This window comes from Rhodococcus sp. HM1, from assembly GCF_023218075.1.
GTDB lineage: Bacteria > Actinomycetota > Actinomycetes > Mycobacteriales > Mycobacteriaceae > Rhodococcus.
In genome coordinates, this window is sequence record NZ_JALPTB010000097.1 from 1 (window position 1) to 18,415 (window position 18,415).

The following is an 18,415-nucleotide window of genomic DNA, read 5'->3' on the forward strand; positions in this document are numbered from 1 at the left end:
CGGCCAGGCCGCCCGCCCTCCGCTCGGCTCCGCCACGCACCGAACCGGCGGAATTCCCACCGGAGCGATGCCCACCACCGGATCGCATCGGTACGGCACGTCGGGGGCGACGACACCGTCGACGGCGCCGGCGACCCGATTCCGTCCTCCCTCGACCACACGTCAGCTCGTGCCCCGCACCCGGCTGATCGATCTGCTGCGAGCCGGGCAGCGCCGCAGGCTCACGGCCATCCACGCACCTGCCGGATTCGGGAAGTCGACGTTGGCGGCGCAGTGGCGTGAGGTACTCACCGGGGAGGGCGTTCCGGTGGCGTGGCTGGCCGTCGACCATGACGACAACAACGTCGTGTGGTTCCTCACCCACGTCATCGAGGCGCTGCGTCAGGTGCGGCCGACTCTGGCCCAGCTGTTGTCGGAGATCCTCGAAAGCCACGCGGACGACGAGGCGGAGCGGTACGTCTTCAGCGCACTCATCGACGAGCTGCACCGGCAGGACATGCGCACGGCATTGGTCATCGACGACTGGCATCGGGTGGAGTCACCGGAAACCGTTGCCGCACTGGACTTTCTTCTCGACCGAGGATGCCACCACCTGCAGATCGTGGTGACCAGCCGAAGCAGGTCCGGACTCCCCCTGAGCCGCATGCGTGTTCGCGACGAACTCGTCGAGATCGACTCCGACCAGCTGCGTTTCGATGTCACCGAATCCGATTCGTTCCTGCGGGACGTGAGCGGTCTGCGCCTGGACCACGAGGACGTCGACGGTCTCACCCGCACCACCGAAGGCTGGGCCGCGGCACTGCAGCTGGCGTCGTTGTCCCTGCGCGACAGCGACGATCCGTCGGGTCTCATCGAGCACCTGTCCGGCCGGCACCACGCGATCGGTGAGTTCCTCGCCGACAACGTCCTGTCCGCCCTCGAACCGGAAATGTACGAATTCCTGCTGGCCACTTCGATCCCCGAACGGATCAACGGCAGCCTCGCCTCCGTCCTCGCCGGCACGAAACGCGGGCAGGCGATGCTCGAGGAGGCCGAGGATCGTGATCTGTTCCTGCGCCATCTCGACGACGAGCGGATCTGGTTCGGCTACCACCATCTGTTCCTGGACTTCCTGCGGCGCCGTCTCGAACGCGACCATCCGGACCGCGTCGCGGATCTGCACCGCACGGCCGCGCGGTGGTTCGCGCGGCACCACATGCTCAGCGAGGCGGTCGACCACGCATTCGGCGCCGACGACGAGCAGTTGGCGGTGGACCTGGTCACCGCGGACGGCCTGTACCTCGCCGAGCGCTCGCACCTGACGACGCTGCTCGCGCTGCTCGACAAGCTACCGCCGCAGGCCGTGGCGAAAAGCCCTCGGCTGCAGTTGAACCTGGGGTGGGGAAACGTTCCGCTGCAACGACTCCCGCAGGCGAAACGGGCACTCGATGCCACGCGGGAAGCTCTGGCCCACAGCGACCTCCCCGAATCGGAGATCGACCTGTTCCGGATCGAGGCGGACGTGCTCGAAGCCTCGATCGAGATGCAGTCGGACCGCCCCGAGCGCATCGAGGAACTGATCCGGGAGTGCATGGAGAAGCCTGAGGACCTGCCGCCGTGGGTGGCTTCGGCCGCAGTCGATTTCGGCACCTACAGCGATCTGTACCGGTTCGATTTCGCGGCAGCCAGACGCCGGCAGGAAGAGGCCGCGCGCTACCACAAGCTGACGAAGGGCACGTTCGCGGCCGTCTACGGACAGACCCTGGCCGGTATCGCCGCAAGTGAGCAGCTCGACATCGCCGCCGCCGAAAGTCTCTTCCGTGCGGGGTTGCGCACCGCGCGCCGTGACAGCGGACCACATTCCCACTCGGCGCGTCTCACCGCGTCGATGCTCGGTGAACTACTGTACGAGCAGAACCGGATCGCGGAGGCGGAGGAACTGCTCGACGAGAGCCGGCACATGGGTGGCGAGGGCGGCACCCCCGAGTTCATGACCGCACGGTTCGTCACCGCCGCTCGGTTGAAGACGGCGCGCGGTGACCTCGAGACCGCCGTGGCACTGCTCGACGAAGGGACTCGGACCGCGGCCGATCTCGATCTGCCACGACTGCGCGCGCGGATCGACAACGAACGGGTGCGCATGGGGCTACCGATACCGGCTCCACCCGAACGACCGATGTTGGACGACAACACCGTCTTTCCCAATGGTGTCGTGGAGACGACCGCCCAGATCGAGGACTCCACCGCCATCCGATTGCTCTGGGATCGCGGCGATCCCGAGTCGCTGGAACGCGCCTGCGAGTGGGCGCATCGGTGGCACCGGCGGGTGCGCGCCCAGAACCGGCCTCGTGCGGAACTGATGGCCACGCGTCTGCTCGTCGGATGTCTGTTCGCCGCGGGACGCACCGAGGAGGCGGAGCGGAGGCTCGCCGAGGTGGTCCACATCTGCGGCGAGCGCGGCATGCTGCGGTATCTCCTCGACGGAGGTGCGAACACGATCGCCGTGCTGGAGCTTCTGCACAAGCGACTGCGCGAGAATCGGTGGCCGCCCGACTGGCCCACCGTCGACGAGGCATTCGTCGACGAAGTGGCGCGTATCGCGGGCGTCGCGAAGGGTACCGACGGGGTGTCGTGAGTTCGGCGTCCGGTTCGGGCACACTGCGAGCTGTGAGCTCCGCAGACACCGACGGGGTCCGCACGCGGTTGTGGCGCGGCGGACGGCTCGTCGACGAGAATTTTCCGCTGGCCGATGTCTCCGACCACCTCGCGGACGACTCCGCGCTGGTGTGGGTCGACCTGTGGGAACCCGACCACGAGCGGCTGCTCGCACTCGCCGAGGAGCTCGGCCTCGACCCGCACGCCGTCGAGGATTCCCTCGCGCACGGTGAACGCACCAAGGCGACCCGATATGCGACCCACACGTTCCTCACGGTCTACGCGACCAGGCTCGACTCCGGCAGCCCCGACACGGGCGACGACCTGGCCTCGCGGCTGCGGACGAGCCGCGTCTCGGCATTCGTGTTGCCACGCGGCATCGTCACGGTGTGGCGCGGCGACGCGTTCGACGTCGAGGAGCTGGTGCGCCGCTGGGACGACAACGTGGATCTGATGGTGCACGGCACGCAGGCGCTGGTGCACGGACTGCTGGACGTGATCGTCGACGGTCAGTTCGAGACGATCGAGTTGCTCGACGAGGCCATCGAGGGCCTCGAGGACGGACTGTTCGACGATCACGCGCAGACCAAGACGATCCAGCGTCGCACCTACCGGGTCCGCAAGGAACTCGTCGAACTGCGCCGCGTGGTGCTGCCGATGCGCGAGGTGGTCGCGCTGATCATGAGACACCGTGCCGAGCACGGTAATTCGGTCGAGCTCGACAGCTGGTACACGGATCTGTACGACCACGTGGTGCGGGCGACGGAGTGGACCGAATCGCTGCGCGACATGGTGACGACGGTGTTCGAGACGAATCTGTCGCTGCAGGACGCCCGGCTGAACACGGTGATGAAGAAGCTCACCGGGTGGGCGGCGATCATCGCGGTTCCGACCGCGGTCACCGGTTGGTACGGCCAGAACATCCCGTTCCCCGGTTTCGGCGGCTCGAGCGGGGTCGCGACCAGCGCAACGGTGATCGTCCTGTCCGCCGGGCTCCTGTACGTGGTGTTCAAGCGCCGCGGGTGGCTGTAGGTGCGCCTTCGGCGCCCGTGTGCCTTTGTGGCGGTCCCCGCCGCCACAAAGACACACCGGGCGCGGAGCGCCCCGACGTTTCACTCCCGACGTCCGGGGTAACTCCTACCCGAGCGATCACAACCCCGTGATCACACAAACCGAGGAGGACTCGTGGCCGACTTCATCGACAAGGCGAAGCACAAGGCGGAGGAGCTCGGGGGCAAGGCGAAGGAGCACACCGGCAAGGCGACCGGTGATCGCCGTCTCGAAGACGAGGGCAAGAACGACCAGGCGGCGAGCGGCCTGAAGAAGGCCGGCGACAAGGTGACCGACGCCGTCGAGGACGTGAAGGACTCGTTCAAGAAGTGACCGGATGCTCCGGCTCGGGGGCCGCGCGATCGCGCGGCCCCTGGTCGAGCCGGAACGGCGGGTATTCGTCGCGCATCAACGCCGCGTACGCCCACACCCGGTACGCCCACCGGTTGATCCCCACCACGAGATCGAACAGGCCGTCCGGGTAGCGGCCGGTGAACAGCAGCGCGATCGCGGCGATCAGCACCAGGATCCCCAGCAGCGACCCGGCGTAATACAGGGCCGGGCTGTCCAGGTCGCCGCTCACCACCCATGTCGACGAGCCGGTGACCAGCACGGTGAGGATCAGGTAGTGCGGGATGGCCAGCAGCCACCACTTGACCAGCACCAGGCCGCGTGAGAGCCGCTCGGGGTAGTCGACGTCGAAGTCGGCCGGATAGTCCGTGCGGTGCAAGGTGAACGGCGGATACCGGTCGGTGCCCAGGGCGGAATAGGTGTAGAACGACACGCGCCACCACCAGCGCATCACACCGACGTTGAAGTCGAACAGGGGACGCGGGTACCGGGCGGTGAACAGGATCGCGAAGCCCGCAATGACCGTGATCACGAAGTGCGCGATCGAGAGGAAGAACAACACGACGAAGTGCGGGATCGCCAACAGCCACTTCACGAGCCACAGCCACCGCGACGGCGCGTCGAGGTCGCCGCGCACCGTCACCGGATACGGACCCACGACAGCCACTGCGGGATGCGGCGCATGTACCGGCGGCGGCAGGTGTCTGCCGATGCCGACCGCGCCCAACACGAGAAGGGGCACGCCGATGACCAGCAGTACGAGTGCGCCGATCATGCACCACAGCGTCAGCGGACCGAGGATCGGAAGGTTCACGCCCGCAGTGAGATCCACGCGGATGCCGGGAGAGGCGTCCGCGTTCATCACGACGATCGTCCAGTTCCCTTCCTGGAAGTCCCACTGCAGTTCCTGCGTACCGGGTCCCGAGGCCGACGCGGACCAGAACGTCTGCTCCCCCGGCGGGGCGGGCTGCCCGGTGCCGGGGATCTGCCGGTATCCCGGTTGGAACGGGAAGAAGTCGAGGTCGCCGAGTTCCGTGTGCGCGACACCGGCCAGATAGCCGTCGACGTCGTCCCGCCGCGCGATGCCGAGGAACACCTCCCGGTCCGGCTCGGCCGCGGTGCCGCGCAGCATGATCCGGCCGAGATCCTCCGGCCCGAACCCCGCAGGCATGTTCTCGTCGACGACCAGCTCGATGTTCTCGGAGACCAGGGCCGCGGTGTCGGTCCGGTACTGCTCCGTCGGGGTCGTGAAGTAGCCGTTGTCGCGCTGGAATGCGTACGCCCAGCCGAGGAACGCGGTGGCGGTGAGCAACGCCAGGCCGAGCAGCGACATCAGGACGCCCACCACGAGCATGATCACTCTGCCGACCCTCATGATCGACCTCCGGTTCGACGGACACGCAGGCCCGTCAACCCTAGCGCTCCGCGAATGTGCCGAACAAGAGTGCGGCGGCGCCTCGCAGGCCCGTCAGGACACGTCGAGCTTGCCCGACAGTTGTTCGAGGCGACGCAGACTCGCGCCGTCCAGCCCCACGATCTCGGCGCTCTTGCCCCTCTCCGCGTACTTGTGCAGGACCGAATCGAAGGTCGCGACCGTCGAGGCATCCCACACCTCCGCGTCGGTGAGGTCGATCACGATGCGGTCGGGGTCGTTCGCGTAGTCGAACTGGTAGACGAGGTCGTTGCTCGACGCCCAGAACAGCTCGCCGGAGACGCGATAGGTGCGGACACCGTCCGCGTCGGCCGTGTGGATCCGGGTCATGTGCGCGACGCGTCGTGCGAACGCGACCATCGCCGTCAGCACACCCGAGACCACCCCGATCGCGAGATTGTCGGTGAGCAGCGTCACCACCACCGTCACCGCCATGACGAGGGTCTCGCTGAGCGGCATCAGTTTCAGGGTGCGTGGCGAGATGCTGTGCCAGTCGAGGGTTGTCACAGCGATCACCAGCATCACCGCGACGAGCGCGGCCATCGGGATGGCGCCGACGACCTCGCCGATGGTGACGCACAGCACCAGCAGGAACAGCCCGGCGAGGAACGTCGAGATGCGGGTCCGTGCACGACCTTCCTTGACGTTGATCATCGTCTGGCCGATCATCGCGCAGCCGCCCATACCGCCGAACAGTGCACCGGCCCAGTTCGCGACGCCCTGTCCCCACGCTTCGCGGGTCTTGTCGGAGTGGCTGTCGGTCAGGTCGTCGACGAGTTTCGCGGTCATCAACGACTCCATGAGTCCGACGAGCGCGAGCCCGACCGCGTAGGGGGCGACGATCCGCAATGTCTCGACGGTCAGCGGCACGTCGGGAATCATCCACGTCGGGAAGCCGCTGGGCAGGTCGCCCTGATCGGCGACGTCGGGCACGTCCAGGCCGAACAGCACCACGATGCCGGTGAGCACGACGATCGCGATCAGCGCTGCGGGCACGGCGGTGGTGAGCTTGGGGATGAACACGATCATCGCGATGCCGGCTGCGACGAGCGGATACACCGCCCACGGAACGTCGAACAGGTGCCGGAGCTGCGCTGTGAAGATGAGAATCGCCAGAGCGTTGACGAAGCCGATCATCACCGACCGCGGAATGAAGCGCATGAGTTTCGCGACACCTGCGACGGCCAGCAGGATCTGCACCGCACCGGCGAGCCACACCGCGGCGATGAGGTAGTCGAGTCCGTGCGACGCAACGAGCGGGGCGATCACCAGGGCGGTAGCGCCGGCCGCGGCCGACACCATCGCGGGCCGGCCACCGACGAATGCGATCGTCATCGCCATGATGCACGAGGTGTACAGCGCGACCTTCGGGTCGACACCGGCGATCACCGCGAACGACACGACCTCGGGGATCAAAGCAAGGGAGGTCACGAGACCGGCGAGGATCTCCGTGGTGAGGCGCCGGGGCGAGCGGAGGGTTTCGAGCACAGTTTGCACCCGGGAAGTCTAGGCACGGAAACACGACGAAGCCGGTCTCGTGTCCCTCTGGTGCGAATCGCCGCAACGTGTAGTGTGGACACATCGGACAGCTCGCTTCGAGTGTTCGAGGTCGGCGGCGCTCCCATGGTCCACAATCACCATCCGAGCAGCACGCGACCATCCGAAGAACCACCCTGGCACGTCTCCACCCGGTCACGGACCTTTCTCGACCCCGTGATCGCCTGTTGTACCGAGCCGTACCCGAAAGAAGGACGCTATGAGCAACGACACCGAATTCACCGGTCCGCTGTTCCTGCAGCCGAGCAACCCGGACGACGAACAGCTGCCCGAGATCACGCAGCCGCAGCCGCAGAGCGCCCCGAACTACGACGGGCTGTTCTCTTCGCGCCCCTGAGGCCTGTTCCAGGACATCCGCCGCGTACCGGTGCGGGCGAAATACTTTCCCCCAGCACCGGTTCCACGTTGTTACCGGTCGATTGCGTCACCGGTCCCCGTATTGCCGTGATGTTTCGTGCTGTCCGGCGATCACGATGGGGGCGAAGGTCGTTCCCAAGGTTCCGCCCCGCGGATCGGCGCGGACCGGCGTGATCGTCGGCTTGTCACCGCGACCGGCCGAGGACGCACTCGTCCTGCTCGCCCGCCACGGTCACCGAGCGCGCCAAATCGACACGCCCCCAACCGGAGCTGCCGTCCGGTGACGGGCCTGCTTCGCTCGGGGAGTACCGACCCGCGCCATCACGGCACCGTCGACGAGCAGGGCGAGTAGCGTCGGCACACAACGTCCCGAACGCGGGGGTTCACATGAAGCACTTCCGAATCGTCGACGAACACGGCGGGGTCATCGACGAACAGCCGTTCCGCACGGCCGACGAGGCTCACGCGTGGGCGACCACCCATCCCCGGTCGGAGCTGGGACCGTGGTCTCTCGAGGAACAGGTGGACGGTCGGTGGCAGCAGCTCGGAGGCTCCGAACCGACCTGACACCGGCCTTGACCGATCCTCGGGTCGATACCCGCCGAGGCCGCCGACGGGCACGCGGATTCGGGTAGTCGCCTACTCGTGTTTTCCGGTTCCACCGCTGCCAGGCTTCTGGCATGGACACGGAACCGTTGTCGATGACCATCGTCGGACCGCCGGCGCTGTCCGGGACCGTCCTGCAGATAGGTCCGGGACGCCAGGTCCTCGGGTGCGACGCGTGTGCCGATCTGAAGATCGACGATCATCGGGTCGGCGCACGTCACGCCGCGATCGACCGCTTCGGCGGCCGGGTCGTCGTCGAGGATCTGGGGTCCTCCCACGGGACCTGGGTCGGCGGCGAACGTCTCCGCGGGGCTCGTGAATTGCACGACGGCGAGATCGTCACGTTCGGCCGTGTCGAGGTCCGGCTCGAGCAGGTCGACGAAGCACTCCCCCCGATCCGCGCGAATCCGCGACCCCCGCCGGCCGGTTCCGACGACCGCAACCCGGACGACGATTACGCCCAGCAGCGGGAGAGCTTCCTGCACGAGGTCAGAACGGCGAGGGCGTGGGCCCGATTCGTGTTCTGGGTCGGATTCGGAATGGTGCTCGTCGGAGTATTCGGGTGCACCTGGTTCCTCGCCAACGGAGCCGACGAGCCGGGCACCGCGTCGGTGGCGACCGCCGCGACGGACGAATTCCCCGCGTTCGGGCCGCACACCGTCCTGGGACCGGTCGGAACGCTCTTCTTCATGATCGGGTTCGTCGGCCACTTCGTGCTGATTCTCGGCTCGTTCCTGTGGATCATCGCGGCCGCGCACGTGCGGCGGGTGGACACCGACCCGCGCTATCCCTGGAATTCGCACGCCGCGCGATGAGAGACGATGCGCTACTCGAAAATTCGGGTAGCCGTGTACTCGTGTGCTCCGGACGTGCCGTTGCAAGGCTTCTGTCATGGACACGGACACACCTTCGATGACCATCCTCGGACCGCCCCCTCTCGCCGGGACCGTCCTGCGCCTCCGGCCGGGGAAGCAGGTCGTCGGGCGCAGCGCGCACGCCGATCTGCAGATCGACGATCGGCATCTCAGCGCACGGCACGCCGTGATCGACTGTCTCGGCGGTCGAGTGTTCGTCGAGGACATCGGCTCGTCGAACGGCACCTGGATCGACGGCGAGCGGATTCGGGGGATCCGCGAGCTGCACAGGGGCGAGTCGGTCACATTCGGTTGTGTCGAGGCACGACTCGCTCCGGCGGACGTAACGGCGCTGCTCCCCGGGATCGAGCCTCGCCACCCACCGCCGGTCAGGTTCGACGTGGGGAGCCAGCAGGCCGGCCACATCAACAACGTCGGCCACAACCAATACAACAGCTACGTCCAGCAGCGCGAGAGCTTCCTGCGCGAGGTCGCTGCGTCGAGGACGCGGGCGCGGTACGTGTTCTGGATCGGGCTCACGATGGTGCTCGTCGGGGCGCTGGGATACGCCTACTTCCTCGTCGACGCCCTCGGAAGCCTGAGCACCGCGTTCGAGACGGGCATCGAACCGGAGAGTTTCCCGATCTTCGGTCCGGACACCGGTTTCGGTCCGGCCGGACTGATCTTCTTCATGATCGCGTTCATCGGTCAATTCGTGCTCGTCGTCGGGTTGGTCCTGTGGATCGTCGCAGCCGCTCGTGTACGGCGAGTCGACACCGACCCCCGCTATCCGTGGAACGCACCCGCATCGAGATGAAGGGACACGTCATGGTTTTCAACATCGGCTCACAGCAGGGAGCGATCAACAACGTCGCGGGAGATCAGACGATCCATGGTGGGCAACATGTTTCGTTCACCACCGCGGAGGCGCTCGCGTCTGCCGGTGAACTGGCCCGCGCCCTGCGCGAACTGGGACTCACGGAGAGCGCACACGAAGCCGACGACGTCGAGCGGGAACTGAAGCAGCACACGCCGAACCGTGAGCGTATCGCCGCCCGGCTGACGCGAATCGCGCAGACGGTCACCGCGGTCGCAGCGGCGGGTTCCGCCGTTCACGGACCGCTGGTCGCACTCGCCCGATGGTTGGGCACGCTGGGATCCCCCGTTCTGCGGGTCCTCGGACTCTGAGCAGGAGTCCTTCGGCGACGACCGGAAATGTCGCTGCGGGGTGCCACGTGCGCACCGACCAACGATCAAGCCCCGCACGCCGATTCCTCACAGAAGCCGTGAAGACGATTGTGAAGCACAACGAGTCCTCGGGAACTCGCCGAGAGCCACTGAACCGAACAGGCGCGGTGCCCCCAGTCGGACTCGAACCGACACTCGGCGGATTTTAAGTCCGCTGCCTCTGCCAATTGGGCTATGGGGGCGCTGCCGCGACCGGTCGGCCGGTCGCGGCACCGCCTCACACCCTAACCGGCGAGCTCGGCGACTTCGAGCGCGCGTACCGATTCGGCGACGGCCTCGGGATGGTCGATCCGGTCGAGGGCGACGATCTCGCCGGAGAATCGTGGACGTCCAGGAACGTCGCGGACCGGCACCGCCCGTTCGCGCCCCGCTATCGCACCACCGACATCGCGATCCCGTCGAGGATGTCGTGCTCGCTGACGACCAGCTCGGTGATCCCGGCGCGGGCACCGAACTCGTCGGCGAGCACCGTGGTGACGATCGCTCCCCCACCGATCACGTCGACCCGGCCCGGGTGCATCGGACCGTAGGCGGCGCGCTCGTCGTGGGTCTGCCCGAGCAGCGTCGAGCACACCTCGCGGAGCCGGTCGAACCCGACGGTCGACAGGTGCACCTTCTCGGGGTCGTACTCCTCGAGACCGTGCGCGATCGCCGACAGCGTGGTCATCGTGCCGGCGACGCCGACCCACGTGTGGGCCTGCTCGACCGGCACGTGCGCGAGCGCCTCACCGATCTTCTCCCGCGCGACGACGCGGGCCTCGGCGATCTGCTCGGCCGTGGGCGGATCGTCGTGCAGGCACCGTTCGGTGAGCCGCACGCACCCGATGTCGGTGGAGTACGCGGCGTGCACGCCGTCGGCGTCGCCGAGCACGATCTCGGTGGAGCCGCCACCGAGATCGACGACGACGAAAGGTCCACGCGCGGAATCGAGTTCGCCGACCGCGCCGGTGAAGGACAGCCGGGCCTCCTCGTCTCCGGAGATCACCTCGGCCTCGGCGCCGGGGATGACCGCGCCGAGCACCTCGCGGGTCATGGAGAAGAAGTCCTCGCGGTTGCCGGCGTCGCGGGTCGCGGACGTGGCGACCATCCGCACGGCGGTCGCTCCCGTTTCCCGGATCAGATCGGCGTATTCGGCGAGCGCGACGCGGGTGCGTTCGATGGCTTCGGGAGCGAGCACGCCGGTGGCGTCGACGCCCTGGCCGAGCCGCACGACCCGCATCAACCGGGTCACGTCGGTCAGGCGACCGTCGGGTCCGATGTCGGCGATCAGCAGGCGGATCGAGTTGGTCCCGCAATCGATCGCGGCGACACGGCTCATTCCGACTCCCCGCGCAGTTCGGCGTAGGTGGGCCAGTCCGCGGGAATCGCGGTGCCCCGCAAACCCGCGTCGGCCGCGAGGGCGACCGCCTCGTCCCCGAACGGGTTGACCCCCGGGCCCTTCGCGAGCGAATGCGCGATGAGCACGTGCAGGCACTTGACGCGGTCCGGCATGCCGCCGCCGGTGAAGTCGGTGCCGAGCGACTCGATCGCGTCACGTTCGGCGAGATACGCCTCGTGGGCGCGGCGGTAGGCGGCGGCGAGCTCGGGGTCGGTGCCGAGACGCTCGGTCATCTCCCGCATCACCCCGGCCGACTCCTGCCGGCTCGCTTCCGCGGTCAGACGCGGATCGGTGAGGTAGTACAGCGTGGGAAAGGGCGTGCCGTCGGGCAGCTTCGGTGCGGTCTTGACCACCCCGGGTGCGCCGTCCGGGCAGCGGTAGGCGATGGCGAGGACGCCGCGCGGGGTGCGCCCGAGCTGGGCGGCGACGGCATCGAGGTCGGACTGTGCGACGGGATCGGTCACCCGGTCGGTTCTCCTGCTTCTGGGGGTGCCACGGGCATCTGCCGGGGCACCGGTTCGGGCTCGGGTTCGGGCGGCGGTTCGGACACCGATCGCCACAGGTCGCTGTACCACGCGCCGGTCGAGGGTCGTTCCTGGATCTTCTCCTCGTCGACCAGACGGCCGTCGCCGGGAAGCTGCACCTGGTAGGGGGTGTCGCCGGGCATCACGAATCGCAGCCGTTCCCGGGCCTGCGCCCGGATCCACGCCGGATCCTCGATGTGCGCCTTCTGCTCCCGCAGCGCGGCGATCTCCTGCTCGAGCGCGACGCGTTCGGCTTCGACGCGGTCCGCTTCGGCGCGCTGGCCGACGTAGGTGCGCAGCGGCATCGCGAGGGTCAGTGCCAGGCCGCACACGACGAGAGCGAGCACGACGGCACGGCCGGTGGACAGACCCAGGAAGGTGCGTTCGGTGCGGGTCTTGCGGACCTCGCGGGGCGCACCGACGCGTGTGGGCCGGGCCCGGTTGGCGGAACCCCGGCTGCGACCCGGCGCCGAGGTGACGGGATCTTCGCGTCCTGCCGGACGCGCACCCGCCGACTCGGCCACCGGGTCGGGCGACGTGGTAGATCCCGACGGACGGGATCGGCTGGGCCGCCGCGAACCCACCGCACCCTCGGAACGGGCGCGTCGGGCGCCGGGCCGGGATCTACCGCGTTGACTCATACCGCTCCGGTCACGCCTCGGGGTTGAAGCGCGGGAACGCCAGCTCACCCGCGTAGCGAGCGGCATCGCCGAGGGACTCCTCGATGCGCAGCAGCTGGTTGTACTTCGCGACGCGCTCGGAGCGGGCCGGGGCACCGGTCTTGATCTGGCCGCTGCCGACGGCGACGGCCAGGTCGGCGATGGTGGTGTCCTCGGTCTCGCCGGAGCGGTGACTCATCATCGTCTTGTAGCCGTTGCGGTGTGCGAGATCGACGGCGTCGAGGGTCTCGGTGAGCGTGCCGATCTGGTTCACCTTCACCAGCAGCGCGTTGGCGGCACCCTTGACGATGCCCTCCTCGAGGCGCTCCGGGTTGGTGACGAACAGGTCGTCGCCGACGAGCTGCAGCTTGTTGCCGATCTTCTCGGTGAGCGCGACCCAGCCCTCCCAGTCGTCCTCGCTGAGCGGATCCTCCACGGAGACGAGCGGGTAGGCCGAGAGCAGGTCGTTGTAGAAGTCGGCGAGCTCGTCGGCGGTACGGACCTTGCCCTCGAACTTGTAGCCGGTGCCCTCGGTGTAGAACTCGGTGGCGGCGACGTCGAGCGCGAGCGCGACATCCGAACCGAGCTTCAGGCCGGTCTCGGCGATCGCCTCGCTGATGAGGTCGAGCGCTTCCTTGGTGCCGGCGACGTCCGGAGCGAAGCCCCCCTCGTCCCCGAGACCGGTGGCCAGGCCCTTGCTCTTGAGGACCGACTTGAGCGAGTGGTAGACCTCGGCGCCCCAGCGCAGGGACTCCTTGAAGGTGGGGGCGCCGATCGGCGCGACCATGAACTCCTGCACGTCGACGCCGGTGTCGGCGTGGGCGCCACCGTTGAGGATGTTCATCATCGGCACCGGCAGGATGTGGGCGTTCGGGCCACCGACGTAGCGGAACAGCTCCAGACCGGACGACTCCGCACCGGCCTTGGCGACCGCGAGCGACGCGCCGAGCAGCGCGTTCGCGCCGAGCCGGCCCTTGTCGGGGGTGCCGTCGGTGTCGAGCAGCGCCTGGTCGACGGTGCGCTGTTCGGTGGCGTCGAGGCCGATGATGGCCGGCGCGATCTCACCGAGAACCGCCTCGACGGCCTGCTCGACGCCCTTGCCCAGGTAGCGGTCGCCGCCGTCGCGCAACTCGACCGCCTCGTGCTCACCGGTGGACGCACCGGACGGCACCGCAGCGCGAGCGAAACTTCCGTCGTCGAGCAGCACCTCGACCTCGACCGTGGGGTTGCCCCGGGAGTCGAGGATTTCGCGGGCTCCTACCTGCTCAATGATGGCCACTGGCTGATTCTCCTTCGATGGACTTCACGCTGCGGGGTCTGCACGCTGGGGACAGCCTAACGGTCCCCACCTGGGCACGAGGCACCACTCGCCCCGGAGCCGCGACCGAACCCGGACCGATCGGACTCCGGTCGGTACAAATCGACCGGACCGGTCACGGTCGTACCCCGACGCTGTAGGCGGCGGCACGGTCGCGAACCAGAGCCATGTAGTCGGTCGAACGGTTGTAGGCGAACAGCGCGGCCGTCCAGCCTTCCGCTGTCGTGAGGTCGCCGCCGCGGTCGCACAGATACAGTCCCGCGCTGAGCGCCGCGTCGTCGAGATTGTCGGGGTCGGCGACGCCGTCGCCGTTGCCGTCGGTACCCCACCGGATCCATGTTTCGGGGATGAACTGCATCGGGCCCATCGCCCGGTCCAGGACGGGATCGCCGTCGAGCCGGCCGCCGTCGGTGTCGCGGATCTCTTCGAGACCGGGTCCACCGTCGAGGGGAACCCCGCGGATCGGCGGCGACACCGCGGCGTTGTCGTCGGCGCGGGCACCCCCGTGCCGCCCGTGCCCGCTCTCGACACTGCCGATCCCGGCGAGCGTGGTCCACGCGAGTCCGCAGTCCGGGCGGCTGCGAGCCAGCACGACGGCCGCGTGACCGTAGGCCTCCAGGGCGACGACGGGGATGCCCATTGCCTCGGCCTGCGGTTCGGCCCAGTCGCGCAGCTGCGCAGCGGTGCGGCCCGATCCGTCCACGTCGATGGCCGGCACCGGGGAACCCGCGCCCGGCGGAACGCCTTCCGGGATGGGGATCGGTGGTTCGCTCGGCGTCAGGATCGAGACGGCGACGGCCAGGACGACCACCGTCGCGAGCACACCGAACAACAGCCGCGGCCACGGCGAACGAGGTCGCACGGGCCGCGGGAGCGGTGGATTCGTCGCGGTCGGCTGCACGTCCCCATCTTCCACATCGCTATTAAAGGCCAGGTAAAGGGGCTTAAGGCCCTTGCCCGATTCGCGCTCGCGCGGTGTATGTTTCGTTCCGCACCAAAAGAAGAGGTTCGCCTCACCTAACCGCGCTGGAGTTCCATATGTCCGTGTTTGCCGCCGCCGGCGCTCCGTCCATCGCCACGCAGCTCGCCGGCTCCGGCCTCATCGGACTCCGGGAAGGACTCGAAGCCGGCATCGTCGTGATGATCCTCGTCGCGTTCCTGGTCAAGGCCGAGCGGCGCGACGCGTTGAAATGGGTGTGGCTCGGCGTCGGCATCGCCGTCGCGATGGTCGTCGCGACCTTCCTCATCATTCATTTCGGCACCTCGACGCTCGACGGCCTGGCCGCGGAGATCGCCGCCGGCATCGCCTCCCTCGTTGCCGTCGTCATCGTCACCGCGATGGTGCTGTGGATGCGCAGGGCGGCCCGCTCGATCTCAGGCGATCTGAAGTCCGGGATGGAGAAGGCCCTGATCGTCGGTCCGTCCGCGGTGCTGACCCTGGCCTTCTTCGCGGTCGGCCGCGAAGGACTCGAGACCGCGCTGCTGATGGTCGGCTACGCCGAGAACACCGCCGGCAGCGTGTGGCCGCTGGTCGGCCTGCTGCTCGGCATCGCCCTGGCCGCCGTCCTCACCGTCCTGATGTATCTCGGGGCCGTCCGCATCGACATGGCCAAGTTCTTCGAGTACACCGGGGCGTTCCTCGTCGTCGTGGCCGCCGGCATCCTCGCCTACGGGATCCGCGCCCTGCAGACCGGTGGCGTGCTGCCCGGCGCGAGCAATCTCGCCTTCGACGTCTCGGCCCACTACGACGCCGGCAGCTGGTACGGCACCGTCCTCGGCGGCATCCTCAACGTGCGCCCGGACCCGACGGTCCTGCAGTTCGTCGCCTGGCTGGCCTATCTGGTGGTCGTCCTGTTCCTGTTCCTGCGCCCGACCGCCTCCCCCGCGCCGGCTCCTGCGGCCGACGAAACCGCCACCGTCTGAATCTTCCGTTCCGTGCACAATCTCCTCCCGAAAGGCACCGACCCGATGCGTCGTACCACCTATGCCCTGGCGGCCGCCGCCGTTCTACCCCTCGCACTCGCGGGCTGCACCGAGAAGTCGTCGGCCGACGCCGAGGCCGTCGCGGTCACCGCCACCGACTCGACGTGCGAGGTCGCCGTCACGGAGGGCACCACCGGGCACAACACGTTCGCGGTGACCAACAACGGAACCAAGGTCACCGAGTTCTACGTGTTCGACAACGGTGACCGCGCGCTCGGCGAGGTCGAGAACATCGGCCCCGGCCTGACCCGCCAGCTCATCGTCAACATCCCCGAGCCGGGCGACTACGAACTGTCCTGCCGCCCCGGGATGGTCGGCGAGGGCATCCGGCAGGCGTTCACCGTGACCGGTGATTCCAAGGCCGCCACCGACGCCGACGGCAAGCTCGCCGAGGCCGCCGACGGCTACCGCCGCTACATCCGCAGCCAGACCGAGGCGCTGGTCACGACCGTCGGCGAGTTCGTCGCCGCCGTCAAGGCCGGCAACGTCGACGAGGCCAAGCGTCTGTTCCCGCTCTCGCGCACCTACTACGAGCGCATCGAGCCGGAGGCCGAGAGCTTCGGCGATCTCGACCCGCGCCTCGACCTGCGCGAAGCCGACCTGGAACCGGGCCAGGCGTGGACCGGCTTCCACAGGCTCGAGAAGGACCTGTGGGTCGACGGCCTGAAGCCCGACACCAACGCCATCGCCGACCAGCTCGTCGTGGACATCCAGGAGCTGTCGGACCTGGTGAACGCCGACGACTACACCGTCGATCCGACCCGCATCGCCGGTGACGCGCAGGGCCTGCTCGACGAGGTGTCGACCTCCAAGATCACCGGCGAGGAGGACATCTTCTCGCACACCGACCTGTACGACTTCCAGGCCAACGTCGACGGCTCGCAGGCCGCCGTCGCCGCGCTGCGCCCGATCCTCGACGAGCAGGATCCCGAGCTCGGCCAGGCCATCGACGCCCGCTTCGCGGATCTCGACGCGGCACTCGCGCAGTACCGCCAGGGCGATGTGTTCGTCTCCTACGACACCGTCACCGAGCCGCAGCGCCAGGAACTGTCCCGCCTGATCGACGCGCTGTCCGCCGAGGTCAGCAAGGTGCAGGGCGTCGTCGCGGAGGCGTCGGGCGCATGACCGGCCGGCCGACCACCGAACCCGATCCGCAGCACTCGTCCGGAATCTCCAGGCGGCGGCTGTTCGGCGCCGTCGGCGCCGGAGCGGTACTCGCCGGTGCCGGCGCGGTGGTCGGCCGGGCCACCGCACCGCACCCGGGCCCCGGCACCGACGGTGTCGTGCCGTTCCACGGCGAGCACCAGGCGGGCATCGTCACCCCCGCCCAGGACCGCATGCACTTCGTGACGTTCGACGTCACCACCCGCGACCGCGACGAGCTGATCGATCTGCTGAAGACGTGGACCGCGATGGCCGAGCGGATGACCGCCGGGCTCGAGGCCACCGAGGACGGCGCGACCGGCGACGGCGCGTACCACCCGCCGAGCGACACCGGCGAGGCGCTGGACCTGGACGCGTCGCAGCTGACTCTCACGATCGGTTTCGGTCCGTCGCTGTTCGACGACCGGTTCGGCCTCGCCGATCTGAAGCCGGCCGCACTGCAGGACCTTCCGCACTTCCCCGCCGACAATCTCGATCCGGCGCGATGCGGCGGCGACATCGCGATCCAGGCCTGCGCGAACGACCCCCAGGTCGCCGTGCACGCGATCCGCAACCTCGCGCGGGTCGCGTTCGGCACGGCGTCGGTGCGGTGGTCGCAACTCGGGTTCGGCCGCACCTCGTCGACGTCCACCTCGCAGGTGACGCCGCGGAACCTGTTCGGGTTCAAGGACGGAACCAACAACCTCAAGGCCGAGGATCCGGCCGCGCTCGCGGAGTCGGTGTGGGTCGACGCCGCCGACGACCAGGCCTGGCTCGCCGGCGGCACCTACCTGGTGGCCCGGCGCATCCGCATGCTCATCGAGCAGTGGGACCGCGCGATCCTCAAGGAACAGGAAGCGGTGATCGGCCGAGACAAGCGCGAGGGTGCCCCGCTCGGTCAGAAGAACGAGTTCGACGAACTCGACCTCGAATCGAAGGGTCCGGACGGACTGCTCGTCCCGGAGACCTCGCATGTGCGACTGGCGTCGGCACAGAACCTCGGCGGGATCCGCATCCTGCGGCGCGGCTACAACTTCACGGACGGTTCCGACGGTTTCGGGCACCTCGACGCCGGGCTGTTCTTCATCGCGTTCTGCCGCGATCCGCAGAAGCAGTTCGTGCCGATGCAACTCGCACTCGCCCGGGCCGACGCCCTCAACGAGTACATTCAGCACGTCGGATCCGCTGTCTTCGCGTGTCCACCCGGCCCCACCGAGGGCGGGTACTGGGGGCAGCAACTGTTCGAGGCCTGAAAATGCGCCTACGCCGGTGATTTCGCCCTGAATCACCGACGCAGGCGGGGGAAGGTGGGCCGCCGAGG

The 18,415-nt window shown here is 68.4% G+C and carries 19 protein-coding genes and 1 tRNA gene; 11 read left to right on the plus strand and 9 right to left on the minus strand.

The annotated features are described in order from the left end of the window. From M1M07_RS29570 to M1M07_RS29580, 3 genes are all read left to right on the plus strand, one after another. The coding region (locus M1M07_RS29570) for an AAA family ATPase (protein ID WP_248676440.1) at positions 1 to 2,614 on the plus strand (2,614 nt) is incomplete at its 5' end. A 32-nt stretch (positions 2,615 to 2,646) separates the two neighbouring features. Then, entirely contained in the window at positions 2,647 to 3,666 is a 1,020-nt protein-coding gene (locus M1M07_RS29575) for a magnesium transporter CorA family protein (RefSeq protein ID WP_197251632.1), read from the plus strand. Positions 3,667 to 3,819: 153 nt separating this feature from the next. Continuing rightward, entirely contained in the window at positions 3,820 to 4,017 is a 198-nt protein-coding gene (locus M1M07_RS29580) for a CsbD family protein (protein ID WP_197251633.1), read from the plus strand. Here M1M07_RS29580 and M1M07_RS29585 read toward each other — a convergent pair. Then, positions 4,007 to 5,410, minus strand: a complete 1,404-nt coding sequence (locus M1M07_RS29585) for a DUF4389 domain-containing protein (RefSeq protein WP_248676441.1) — start codon at positions 5,408 to 5,410, stop codon at positions 4,007 to 4,009. The genes M1M07_RS29580 and M1M07_RS29585 overlap by 11 nt on opposite strands. 93 nt (positions 5,411 to 5,503) lie before the next feature. Further along, positions 5,504 to 6,964, minus strand: coding sequence for a SulP family inorganic anion transporter (locus M1M07_RS29590; protein ID WP_248676442.1), 1,461 nt, complete (start codon positions 6,962 to 6,964; stop codon positions 5,504 to 5,506). Positions 6,965 to 7,223: 259 nt separating this feature from the next. Between M1M07_RS29590 and M1M07_RS29595 the strand changes: the two genes are divergently transcribed. From M1M07_RS29595 to M1M07_RS29615, 5 genes are all read left to right on the plus strand, one after another. After that, positions 7,224 to 7,361: a hypothetical protein gene (locus M1M07_RS29595; RefSeq protein WP_197251635.1), complete on the plus strand. Its 138-nt coding sequence runs from the start codon at positions 7,224 to 7,226 to the stop codon at positions 7,359 to 7,361. 407 nt (positions 7,362 to 7,768) lie between these two features. Next, positions 7,769 to 7,948 (plus strand): hypothetical protein, encoded by a 180-nt coding sequence (locus M1M07_RS29600; protein WP_197251636.1) that lies wholly within the window; start codon positions 7,769 to 7,771, stop codon positions 7,946 to 7,948. A 113-nt stretch (positions 7,949 to 8,061) separates the two neighbouring features. Beyond that, entirely contained in the window at positions 8,062 to 8,802 is a 741-nt protein-coding gene (locus tag M1M07_RS29605; protein ID WP_197251637.1) for an FHA domain-containing protein, read from the plus strand. A gap of 76 nt (positions 8,803 to 8,878) precedes the next feature. Next, the gene (locus M1M07_RS29610) at positions 8,879 to 9,658 is read left to right on the plus strand and encodes an FHA domain-containing protein (RefSeq protein WP_248676443.1); all 780 of its coding nucleotides are present in this window, start codon (positions 8,879 to 8,881) and stop codon (positions 9,656 to 9,658) included. Positions 9,659 to 9,669: 11 nt separating this feature from the next. Further along, positions 9,670 to 10,029 (plus strand): hypothetical protein, encoded by a 360-nt coding sequence (locus M1M07_RS29615; RefSeq protein WP_197251639.1) that lies wholly within the window; start codon positions 9,670 to 9,672, stop codon positions 10,027 to 10,029. Between the two features lie 168 nt (positions 10,030 to 10,197). Here M1M07_RS29615 and M1M07_RS29620 read toward each other — a convergent pair. From M1M07_RS29620 to M1M07_RS29645, 7 genes are all read right to left on the minus strand, one after another. Further along, positions 10,198 to 10,271 (minus strand) — tRNA-Leu (locus tag M1M07_RS29620). A 42-nt stretch (positions 10,272 to 10,313) separates the two neighbouring features. Next, positions 10,314 to 10,442 (minus strand): hypothetical protein, encoded by a 129-nt coding sequence (locus M1M07_RS32935; protein WP_269437690.1) that lies wholly within the window; start codon positions 10,440 to 10,442, stop codon positions 10,314 to 10,316. A gap of 17 nt (positions 10,443 to 10,459) precedes the next feature. Then, positions 10,460 to 11,407, minus strand: a complete 948-nt coding sequence (locus tag M1M07_RS29625) for a Ppx/GppA phosphatase family protein (protein ID WP_248676444.1) — start codon at positions 11,405 to 11,407, stop codon at positions 10,460 to 10,462. Further along, entirely contained in the window at positions 11,404 to 11,931 is a 528-nt protein-coding gene (locus tag M1M07_RS29630; protein ID WP_197255424.1) for a DUF501 domain-containing protein, read from the minus strand. The genes M1M07_RS29625 and M1M07_RS29630 overlap by 4 nt, the downstream gene beginning before the upstream one ends. Then, positions 11,928 to 12,515, minus strand: a complete 588-nt coding sequence (locus M1M07_RS29635) for a septum formation initiator family protein (RefSeq protein WP_248676445.1) — start codon at positions 12,513 to 12,515, stop codon at positions 11,928 to 11,930. The genes M1M07_RS29630 and M1M07_RS29635 overlap by 4 nt, the downstream gene beginning before the upstream one ends. A gap of 127 nt (positions 12,516 to 12,642) precedes the next feature. Then, entirely contained in the window at positions 12,643 to 13,929 is a 1,287-nt protein-coding gene (gene eno, locus M1M07_RS29640) for a phosphopyruvate hydratase (RefSeq protein ID WP_248676446.1), read from the minus strand. Positions 13,930 to 14,083: 154 nt separating this feature from the next. Next, entirely contained in the window at positions 14,084 to 14,830 is a 747-nt protein-coding gene (locus M1M07_RS29645; protein WP_248676450.1) for a lytic murein transglycosylase, read from the minus strand. A 176-nt stretch (positions 14,831 to 15,006) separates the two neighbouring features. On the opposite strand from M1M07_RS29645, the gene efeU reads away from it, so the two are divergent. From efeU to efeB, 3 genes are read left to right on the plus strand one after another with little or no spacing between them, the layout of a single operon-like run. Next, positions 15,007 to 15,891 (plus strand): iron uptake transporter permease EfeU, encoded by an 885-nt coding sequence (efeU, locus tag M1M07_RS29650; protein WP_248676447.1) that lies wholly within the window; start codon positions 15,007 to 15,009, stop codon positions 15,889 to 15,891. Between the two features lie 45 nt (positions 15,892 to 15,936). Then, positions 15,937 to 17,076 carry an iron uptake system protein EfeO gene (gene efeO / locus M1M07_RS29655; protein ID WP_248676448.1) on the plus strand — a complete coding sequence of 380 codons (1,140 nt, stop codon included), beginning with the start codon at positions 15,937 to 15,939 and terminating at the stop codon, positions 17,074 to 17,076. After that, positions 17,073 to 18,347, plus strand: a complete 1,275-nt coding sequence (efeB, locus tag M1M07_RS29660) for an iron uptake transporter deferrochelatase/peroxidase subunit (RefSeq protein ID WP_248676449.1) — start codon at positions 17,073 to 17,075, stop codon at positions 18,345 to 18,347. Before efeO ends, efeB begins: the two co-directional genes overlap by 4 nt. Positions 18,348 to 18,415 lie beyond the last annotated feature (68 nt).